This is a genomic window from Sphaerisporangium rufum (assembly GCF_016863395.1).
GTDB classification, from domain to species: Bacteria; Actinomycetota; Actinomycetes; order Streptosporangiales; family Streptosporangiaceae; genus Sphaerisporangium; species Sphaerisporangium rufum.
This window is the reverse complement of sequence record NZ_BOOU01000016.1, coordinates 1-9120: the sequence shown is the minus strand read 5'-3', so window position 1 is coordinate 9120 and position 9120 is coordinate 1. Positions and strand designations below refer to the sequence as shown.

At 77.7% G+C, this 9120-nt stretch carries 10 protein-coding genes; all 10 read left to right on the top strand.

Going from position 1 to position 9120, the window contains the following annotated elements:
* Nucleotides 1-138 precede the first annotated feature (138 nt).
* The 10 genes from Sru01_RS06460 to Sru01_RS06415 all read left to right on the top strand — a co-directional run bounded on the left by Sru01_RS06460 (nucleotide 139) and on the right by Sru01_RS06415 (nucleotide 9061).
* On the top strand, nucleotides 139-1956 hold the full coding sequence (locus tag Sru01_RS06460) for an ABC transporter ATP-binding protein (protein WP_203982950.1): 1818 nt from the start codon (nucleotides 139-141) through the stop codon (nucleotides 1954-1956).
* Nucleotides 1953-3710 carry an ATP-binding cassette domain-containing protein gene (locus Sru01_RS06455; RefSeq protein ID WP_239137011.1) on the top strand — a complete coding sequence of 586 codons (1758 nt, stop codon included), beginning with the start codon at nucleotides 1953-1955 and terminating at the stop codon, nucleotides 3708-3710. Before Sru01_RS06460 ends, Sru01_RS06455 begins: the two co-directional genes overlap by 4 nt.
* A 106-nt stretch (nucleotides 3711-3816) precedes the next feature.
* On the top strand, nucleotides 3817-4275 hold the full coding sequence (locus Sru01_RS35365; RefSeq protein ID WP_373869494.1) for an Asp23/Gls24 family envelope stress response protein: 459 nt from the start codon (nucleotides 3817-3819) through the stop codon (nucleotides 4273-4275).
* A gap of 467 nt (nucleotides 4276-4742) precedes the next feature.
* Entirely contained in the window at nucleotides 4743-5084 is a 342-nt protein-coding gene (locus Sru01_RS06445) for an Asp23/Gls24 family envelope stress response protein (RefSeq protein WP_239137009.1), read from the top strand.
* Between the two features lie 5 nt (nucleotides 5085-5089).
* A complete protein-coding gene (locus Sru01_RS06440; RefSeq protein ID WP_203982948.1) occupies nucleotides 5090-5281 on the top strand; it encodes a hypothetical protein in 192 nt (63 codons plus the stop codon).
* Nucleotides 5278-5679, top strand: coding sequence for an Asp23/Gls24 family envelope stress response protein (locus tag Sru01_RS06435; protein ID WP_203982947.1), 402 nt, complete (start codon nucleotides 5278-5280; stop codon nucleotides 5677-5679). Before Sru01_RS06440 ends, Sru01_RS06435 begins: the two co-directional genes overlap by 4 nt.
* Nucleotides 5676-6644 carry a DUF6286 domain-containing protein gene (locus Sru01_RS06430; RefSeq protein WP_203982946.1) on the top strand — a complete coding sequence of 323 codons (969 nt, stop codon included), beginning with the start codon at nucleotides 5676-5678 and terminating at the stop codon, nucleotides 6642-6644. The genes Sru01_RS06435 and Sru01_RS06430 overlap by 4 nt, the downstream gene beginning before the upstream one ends.
* 3 nt (nucleotides 6645-6647) lie before the next feature.
* Nucleotides 6648-7208, top strand: a complete 561-nt coding sequence (locus tag Sru01_RS06425) for an alkaline shock response membrane anchor protein AmaP (RefSeq protein ID WP_203982945.1) — start codon at nucleotides 6648-6650, stop codon at nucleotides 7206-7208.
* A gap of 254 nt (nucleotides 7209-7462) precedes the next feature.
* A complete protein-coding gene (locus tag Sru01_RS06420; protein ID WP_203982944.1) occupies nucleotides 7463-8278 on the top strand; it encodes an SAM-dependent methyltransferase in 816 nt (271 codons plus the stop codon).
* A 102-nt stretch (nucleotides 8279-8380) separates the two neighbouring features.
* Nucleotides 8381-9061, top strand: a complete 681-nt coding sequence (locus tag Sru01_RS06415) for a sulfotransferase family protein (protein WP_203982943.1) — start codon at nucleotides 8381-8383, stop codon at nucleotides 9059-9061.
* Nucleotides 9062-9120 lie beyond the last annotated feature (59 nt).

The following is a 9120-nucleotide window of genomic DNA, read 5'->3' as shown; positions in this document are numbered from 1 at the left end:
CGGCCCGCACGGTCTGACGGCCCGCGCGGACGCTGAGAGCTCGCGCGGACCGGCGATCGGACATCTGCCTGGGGCGGCCCTGACCCGGCCGCTCCAGGCCTGTTCATTCCCGGACCCGCCGGAGGGGAAACCTTTGCCATGCCCGCCTCCCCGACGACCCCGCCGGGCCCGGACGCGGCCGGTGACCGGCTGCTGCTGGGGACCCTGCGCCGCAGCGGGCGATGGCCGGCGGTGTACGCCGGGGCCGCGCTGGCCGGCGCGGTCATGGAGCTTCTGTTGCCCGGGGCGCTCGGCCACGCGGTCGACGCGCTGGTGGTCCCGGGCGGCCCCGGTGACGCCGGTCAGGCGGCGCTGGTCACCTGCGCGGCGCTGGTCGCCGCGGTGGTGGCCTGCGACGCGCTGACCGTGCTGGCCGGCGGCGGCGGCCGCGCCCAGGCCGGCCGGTGGCTGCGTACCCGGATGGTCGGCCACCTGCTCGGCGCCGGCCCCGGCGTCACCCGGCGCTTCCCGCCCGGCGATCTGGTCGCCCGGGCCGGGGCCGGCGCCGAGGAGGCCGCGGCCGCGCCCGAATCGCTGATCATGCCGGTGGCACTGCTGGTGCCGGCGGCCGGGTCGCTGGTGGCGCTGGCCCTGATCGATCCGTGGCCCGCGGCGGCCTTCGCCGCCGGCCTGGTGGCGATCGGCGTCGTGCTGCGCGCGTTCCTCCGCGAGACGACGGCCGTGGCGGCCGGCTACCAGGAGGCGCAGGGGGACATCGCCGCCCGGCTGGTGGACGCCCTGGCCGGCGCGCGGACCATCGCCGCCGCCGGCACCGAGGAGCAGGAGGTCGGCCGGGTGCTGGCCCCGCTGCCCCGGCTGCGCGCCCACGGAATGGCGCTGTGGCGGGTCAACGCCCGGGCGGGCGTGCAGGCGGCCATCGTGGTCCCGCTGCTGGAGACCGCGGTCATCGCGGCGGGCGGGCTGCGGCTGGCCCAGGGCGCGATGAGCGTCGGCGAGCTGTTCGCCGCCGCCCGGTACGCGGTGCTCGGCGCGGGCGTCGGCGCCGCGCTCGGCCACCTGAACCGGCTGGGCCGGGCCCGCTCGGCGGCCCGCCGGGTCGCCGCGGTGCTGGCCGCGCCGGTGCGCGCCCACGGCACCGCCGAGGCGCCGCCCGGCGGCCGCGGCCGGCTGGAGTTCCGCGGCGTGACCGTGTGCGTGGACGGGCGGCCCGCCCTGCGCGACCTCGACCTGGCCGTGCCCGGTGGCACGGTGCTGGCGGTGGTGGGCCGGTCGGGCAGCGGCAAGTCGCTGCTGGCCGCCGCCGCCGGACGGCTCGCCGATCCCGACCGCGGCGAGGTGCTGCTGGACGGCGTCCCGCTGCGCCGGCTCGGCCGGTCCGCGCTGCGCGGCGCGGTGGGGTACGCGTTCGAGCGGCCGGTGCTGTTCGGCGCGACGGTGGGCGAGGCGATCACCGTGGACCGGCCGGCCGGCACGGCCGGCCCGGCGGCCCGGGCGGCGGCGGCCGACGCCTTCATCCGCCGGCTGCCCCGCGGGTACGACACCCCGCTCGACGCGGCGCCGATGTCCGGCGGCGAGCGGCAACGGATCGGCCTGGCCCGGGCGTTCGCGCACGGCGACCGGCTGCTCGTCCTGGACGACGCCACCTCCAGCCTGGACACGGTGACCGAGTACCAGGTGGCGCGGGCGCTCACCGAGGAGCTGCGCGACCGCACCCGGCTGATCGTCGCGCACCGCGCCGGTACCGCCGCGCGCGCCGACCTGGTCGTCTGGCTGGAGGACGGGCGGATGCGCGGCCTGGGCCGTCACGAGGAGCTCTGGCGGGATCCGGACTACCGGGCGGTCTTCCGGCTCGACGAGCCGGCCCCGGCGGGCCCGCCGCCCGCGGGGGCCGGCCGGGACGCCGCGGTCCCGGCGGTGCCGCGGCACGCGGGCGGCGCCGGCCCGGAGGCGGGGTGACCGGCCGCGCCGGGCCCGCCCCGGCCGCCGCGCCGCGGCCGCCCGTCCGCGCGCTGCTGTACGGGGCGCTGCGGGGACGGCCGCGCGATCTCGCCCGGCTGCTGGGCTGGTCGGTGGCCGAGACGGCACCGTCGTTCGCCGCCGGCCTGGCGGTGGCGCGCGCGCTGGACGACGGGTTCGCCGCCGGGCGCCCGCTGACCGGGCTGGCCTGGCTGGGCGCGCTCGCCGTCACCTGGGTGGTCGCCGCGTTCGGCGCCCGGCAGGTACTGGTGGCGATCGCCGGCATCGTCGAGCCCTTCCGCGACACGCTGCTGCTGCGGGTGGTGGACGGCACCCTGCACCGCGCGGCCGTCGCGGGGACCGGGCCGGACAGCGCGGCGGTGGCCCGGCTCGGCCGTCAGGTGGAGCTGGCCCGGGACTCGTTCGGCGCGGTGATCGCCGTGCTGCGGTCGTTCGTGTTCTCGGTGGCGGGCGTGGTGCTGGGCCTGCTCACCCTGACCGGCGCGGTGCTGCCCCTGGTGCTGCCCCCGTTGCTGGCCGGACTCGCCCTGTTCGCCGCCTCGCTGCCGGCCATGGCGCGGCTGCAGCGCAGGCAGATCCTGGCCGAGGAGCGCACCGCGTCCGCGCTGGCCGGCCTGGTGGACGGCCTGCGCGACATCGGCGCGTGCGGCGCCGAGGACCGGGTCGCCGCCACGGTCGGCGGCCAGGTGGACGAGCAGGCGCGGGTCACCCGGGCGCTGGCCCGGCTGACGGCGCTGCGCACCCTGTCGCTGGGCGTGGGCGGCTGGCTGCCGGTGCTGGCCGTGCTGGTCGCCACCCCGTCGCTGGTGCGCGGCGGCGCGACCGCCGGCGTCGTGCTCGGCACGCTCACCTACCTGGTCCAGTCGCTGGCGCCCGCGCTGGGCGGCCTGGTGCAGGGGGTCGGCGTGAACGGGGTGCGGCTGGTGGTGGCGCTGGAGCGGATCCTCGCCACCGGCACCCGGCCCCCGTCCCGGACCGGTACCCGGCCCGCGCCGCCGGGCGCGCTGCTGCGGCTGCGCGGGGTGACCTTCGCCTACGGGCCGGGCGCCGAGCCGGTGCTGCGCGAGGTGGACCTCTCAGTGCCCGACGGCGACCATCTGGCCGTGGTCGGGCCGAGCGGCATCGGCAAGTCCACCATGGCGGCGCTGGCGGCCGGCCTGCTGCGGCCGGACGCCGGGCGGGTGTCGCTCGGCGGGGTTCCGGTCACCGAGCTGTCGGCGGACGCGCTGGCCCGGACCAGGGTGCTCATCCCGCAGGAGGCCTACGTCTTCCGCGGCACGCTGGCCGAGAACCTGGCCTACCTGGCCGGGGACGTCACCGAGGCGGAGATGGAGAAGGCGGCGGAGGCGGTGGGGCTGGCGGCGCTGGCCGGCCGGCTCGGCGGCCTGGCCGCGCCGGTGGACCCGGCCGCGCTGTCCGCCGGGGAGCGCCAGCTGATCGCGCTCACCCGGGCCTACCTGTCCCCCGCGCCGCTGGTGATCCTGGACGAGGCCACCTGCCACCTGGATCCGGCGGCCGAGGCGCGGGCCGAGGAGGCGTTCGCCGCCCGGGGCGGGACGCTCGTCGTCATCGCGCACCGGCTGACCTCGGCACTGCGCGCCCGGCGGGTGCTGGTGATGGACGGTGCCCGGGCGCTGGCCGGCACGCATGACGAGCTGCTCGCCGCCTCGCCGCTCTACCGGGACCTGCTGGGCCGCTGGGCGGCCCCGGACAGCACTCCAGCGCCCCGATAATCAGACATTAGGCATCAGATGGCCTTATATCTCCCTGCCTCGGGTAGGGCAACCGGTACGCCGGCGTATCCCTCGACCGCCGGTCCCGAGCCGAGGAGGTCCCCGAGTGAGCACACAGCGCAGCGAGACGGCGAGCCCGCGGGCCGGCGCCCAGCACACCACGGTGGAGGGCGGGCAGCGAGGCAGGACGACGATCGCCGACACCGTGGTCGCCAAGATCGCGGCAATGGCGACCCGGGAGGTCACCGGGGTGTACGCGCTCGGTGCCGGGATGTCCCGGGCGCTCGGCGCGGTACGCGAGCGCCTCACCGGGGGCGGCGGCGCCGGCAGCACGCAGGGGGTGGCGGTGGAGGTCGGCGAACGCCAGGCGGCCGTGGATCTCAACGTGATCACCGAGTACGGCGTCTCCATCCCCGACCTGGCCGCCGGCATCCGGCGCAACGTCATCGACGCGGTGGAGAACATGTGCGGCCTGGAGGTCACCGAGGTCAACATCAGCGTGGACGACCTGCACCTGCCCGGCGAGGAGCCGGAGGAGCCGCAGCAGGAGGCGCGGGTCCGGTGAGCGGGCCCGCCGAGGAGCCGCCGCGCCGCCGGCCCGCCCGCACCGGGCCGGGCCGGCCGGCCCGCGGCGAGCCCGGCCGGCCCGCCGAACCCGCCGAACGCCTGCCGGACGCCACCGGCCCCGGCCGGCCGGTGGACCCGGCACGGGATCGCGGACCTTCCGGGGGTGCACCCGCGGATCCGGCGCGGCCCGGAACTCCACGAGCGGGCGGGTCGCCGCACGACCGGGCCACCGGCTCTGGACCGGGATCGGTGCGCGGCACGGGACCGGCGACCGGCGCCGGAGCGGGAGCGGCGACCGGAAGCGGAACAGCACGCGGCGCCACCACCCGGCACGCGGAGGCGGAGCACCAGAAGGCAGGGCGGGCCGAGGACGCCCGAGCCGCCGGGAACGTCCGAGCGGCGGGAAACGCCGGAGCCGCCGGGAACACCTTGGTGGCCGGGAACGCCGGAGCCGCGGGTGGGACGGTGGCGGAGCCGGTCACGGCGGCCGGCGACACCGGCGAGCCGGCGGATCGCATCGCGGCGGCCGTGACCGGCTGCCCGGACGTGGCCGGGCTCGCGCGCGGGCCGCTGGCCACCTACCTGGCCGGGCGTACCGTGCCCGGGGTCGCCGTCCGGGACGACGCGATCGAGGTCGCCGTCGTCGCCCGGTACGGCCGCCCGCTGGCGGAGATCGCCGAGCAGGTGCGCGCCGCGGTGGCCCCGCTGGCCGGCGGGCGCCCGGTCGACGTGCGCGTCGACGACATCAGCATGCCCGGAGACGGCGGAACCGCCGCGGACCGGGCGGTTCGGACAGGGGAAGGGTGATCGACATGGACGACGGCCGCTGGTGGCCGCTGGTCGGCCTGCTGTTCGGGATCGCGCTGGGCTTCGCCGTGGTGGTCGGCGGGCTCACCGCCTTCCTGGTGGTACTGGTGCTCGGGGTCATCGGGTTCCTGGTCGGCCGCGCGCTGGCCGGTGACCTGGACGTGGGCGGCATGCTGGGCGGCCGGAGGCGGCAGTGAGCCCTCCGGACGACCCGCTGCCGGGCGTCCCGGACACCGTCGAGCGGCTGGCGCGGGCCACCCCGCACGGCGAGCGCGGACGTACCGAGATCTCCGGCCAGGTGCTGACCCGGATCGCCGAGCGGGCGGCCGCCGAGGTGCCCGGTACCGCCGGCGCCGGGCGGCGGGCGGCCGCCGCCGGGACGCCGCGGGTACGCGCCCGGGTGGACGGCCACCTGGCGATGGTGCACATCACCATGGGAGTGGTCTATCCCGAGCCCGTCCGGCAGGTGGCCGAGCGGGTCCGGCGCGCGGTGACCGACCGCGTCGGCGCGCTGACCGGCCTGGACGCCCGCCAGGTGGACATCGACGTGGTCCGTCTGGTGCCGCCGGCACCCGAGACCAGGCGGGTCCGGTGACCCGCCCGCCGCCCGGCCCGGACGGCCCGGACCGCGGAGAGCCGGATCGGCCGGACACCGGCGCCCCGCACGGCCACGACCCACACCACCCGCACGGCCACGACCCGCGGGACCGGGGGCCGGACGACCGCGACCCGCCGGATGGGGAGCCGTACGGCGCGCGGGACCCGGAGGGGTACGGCGGGCCGGACCAGGCGAGGTACGGCCCGGCCGATCGGGGCGCCCCCGGCGAACCGGAGGCGGCCACCGGGCCGCTCCCGTGGACCGCGGGCGGCACCGACGACCGGCCGGACGGCGGCACGGATGGAGTCACGGATCGCGGCACGGGTGGTGGCGCGGACGGCGGCACGGATGGAGTCACGGATCGCGGCACGGGTGGTGGTGGGGACGGCGGCGCGCCGCCGGCGGACCGGGGGGCGCGGCGGGCCGCCGCACGCGCGTTCCGGCCGCGGCGCCGGGTACCGGCCACGATCGCCGCGCTGCTGCTGGCCGCGCTCGCCCTGGCGACGTTCTTCGTCGCGCTCGCGGCGGCGCTGCGCGGCCGGATCCGCCCGCCCGAGGCGCCCTGGGTGGCCCGGCTGGCCCAGGCCCGCTGGGACGACCCGGCCACCCTGATCACCGCCGGGGTTCTCGTGCTGCTCGGCCTGCTGCTGCTGGTGCTGGCCCTCACTCCGGGAAGGCCGCGCGCGGTCGGACTGGCGCCGGACGACCCGCGAACGGTCATCGGCATCACCCGTACCGGGCTGGCCCGCCAGCTGGCCGCCGTGGCCGAGTCGGTCGCCGGGGTGTCCCGCGCGCGGGTCCGGGTCGGCCGCCGCCGGGTGCGGGTCACCACGACCACCCCGCTACGCGAGTCACCCGAGCTGGCCGGCCAGGTCACCGCGGCCGTCCGGGCCAGGCTCGCCGAACTGCGCCCGCTGCGGCCGCTGCGCGTCCGGGCCGGCGTCCGGCACCGGGAGGGCTGAGCGATGAGCGATCGGACCGGGCGGGCCAATCGGGTCTGGCTCGCGGTGCTAGGGCTGATCCTGCTGGCCGCCGGCGCCGTCGCGCTCGCCCGCGGCCTCGGCCTGTGCCCTCCGCTCGGCCCGCGCTACGAACGGGTGCTGTCCGCCCGGCTCGGCGCCTGGGTCGCCGCGCACGGCTGGTTCTGGCCGGCGCTGGCCGCGGCGGCGGTGCTCGTCGAGCTGCTGGCCCTGCGGTGGCTGCTGCTGCAGGCCCGCACCGACGCGATCCGGCGGATCACGCTGCCATGGACCGCCGGCCACGGCACGGCCCGGCTGTCGGCCCGCGCCGCCGCCGACGCGGTCAGCGATGACGTGGAGGCGGCGCTGCCGGCCGGCCGGGCCCGGGCGGTGCTGGGCGGCACGCCGGCGGCCCCGCGGGTCGCGGTCGGCGTGGTGCTGCCGGACGACGCCGACCCGGCCGCCGCCCGGCACGGCGTCCACCGGGCACTGGCCCGGTTGCGGTACGCCCTGGAGGACGACCGGGTGCCCGCCGTCGTCCGGCTGCACGCCGCCCGCCGCCCGTGACCGCCCGGTCCGGGCCGGGTGCCCGTCGTGCCGGCCGGATCGGGGCACCAGGGGCGCCGGCACCCGATGGAAAGGGGTGATTGACGGGTGATGAAACGCTTGGGGGCTGATGGGAGATAATCAGAGAAGGTAGGGGCTCTGACAGGTTTCACCGGCCATGTGCTCTTTGCCGGGAATCAGTGATCTTCCGGCCGGAGAGCCACTACGCTGGGCGGACCCGTCCCGCCGCCCGCCGCACAGACCGGAGTAACGCCGTGACACAGGGCCCGACCCACGCCCAGGGGCAGCCGCCGAAGCTCGACACCAGCAACCCGCACTCGGCGCGCGTCTGGAACTACCTGCTCGGCGGTAAGGACAACTACGCCGCCGACCGCGAGATCGGCGACGTGATCCTGCGCATGTTCCCCGACATCGCGCGGATCGCCCGGCTGCAGCGGCGCTTCCTGGTCCGGGCGGTCACCTACCTGGCCGGCGAGGCCGGGGTACGGCAGTTCCTCGACATCGGCACCGGCCTGCCGACCGCGGACAACACCCACGAGGTCGCCCAGCGCGTCGCCCCGGAGTCGCGCGTGGTGTACGTGGACAACGACCCGCTGGTGCTGGTGCACGCCAACGCGCTGCTGACCAGCACGCCGCCCGGCGTCACCGACTACATCGAGGCCGACGTCCGCGAGCCGGACCTGATCCTCGCCAGGGCCGCCGAGACCCTCGACTTCGACAAGCCCATCGCGCTCATGCTGCTCGGCGTGATGGGGCAGCTCCCGGACGCGGAGTCTCCCGGCGCCATCGTGGAACGCCTGGTCGGCGCGCTGCCGCCGGGCAGCTACCTGGCGCTGAGCGACGGCACCGACACCAGCGAGTCGCTGAACCAGGCGATCAGCACCTACAACGCCAACTCCGCCAGCTCCTACCACCTGCGCTCGCCGGAGGCGATCGCCCGGTTCTTCACCGGCCTGGAGCAGGTGGAACCCGGCGTGGTGCCCACCTCCCAGTGGCGCCCGGAGGTCACCGACATCGGCGGCGACCCCAAGGCCGTCGACGCCATCTGCGGTGTCGCCCGCAAGTCCTGACCTCCGGCGGACGGTCGTATCAGGGTCAATGTCGCGTCATGACGGGTGTGGCCTGCTTGCCGGGCATGGCCGCCTCTGGTGGGGTCGTCCCAGGGGGTTGCCATGCTACGGACGATCGGCGTCGGCCTCGGCCGCACCGGGACGATGACGCTCAAGACGGCGCTGTGCCGGCTCGGCCTCGGGCCGTGCTACCACTTCACCGAGGTGTTCGCCCATCCGGACCACCTGCGCGACTGGCTGGCGGCGGCGCGCGGCGAGCCGCAGGCCTGGCGCCGCCCGCTCGCGGGGTATGCCGCCACCACCGATTGGCCCGGGGTGGCGTTCTGGCGGGAGATGGTGGACGCCCGCCCGGACGCCAAGATCATCCTGACCACGCGCGACGCCGGGAAGTGGTACGAGTCGGTGACGGGAACGGTGTTCGCGGCGATGGCCGGGAAGATCCCGGAGACCTCGGCGCGGCTGGCCGCCTTCCCGGCGGCGAAGGAACTGGCCGAGTTCGGCCGCGAGGCGGTGGTCGGCCGCACCTTCGGTGGGGACATCTCCGACCGCGAGCACGTCATCGCCTGCTACGAGCGGCACAACCAGGAGGTCCGGGACACCGTCCCGGCCGGGCGGCTGCTGGACTACCGGGTGGCCCAGGGGTGGGAGCCGCTGTGCGACTTCCTCGGCGTCCCGGTGCCGGCCGAGCCGTTCCCGCACACCAACGAGCAGTCGTCCTTCGCCGGCACCGTCCTGCGTCCCCCCGCGGACGCCCCGCGCCCCGGCGCCCCCGCCCCCGGCTGACGCCCCACCCCGCGCGAAGCAAGCCGTTCACCCGATGCGGGCCCCTCCCAGGCCGGTTC

Bases quoted from the DNA above. Each gene is read 5' to 3' on its own strand.
- Sru01_RS06460 (WP_203982950.1), top strand. From the start codon at position 139: ATGCCCGCCTCCCCGACGACCCCGCCGGGCCCGGACGCGGCCGGTGAC.
- Sru01_RS06440 (WP_203982948.1), top strand. From the start codon at position 5,090: ATGGACGACGGCCGCTGGTGGCCGCTGGTCGGCCTGCTGTTCGGGATC.
- Sru01_RS06425 (WP_203982945.1), top strand. From the start codon at position 6,648: ATGAGCGATCGGACCGGGCGGGCCAATCGGGTCTGGCTCGCGGTGCTA.
- Sru01_RS06415 (WP_203982943.1), top strand. From the start codon at position 8,381: ATGCTACGGACGATCGGCGTCGGCCTCGGCCGCACCGGGACGATGACG.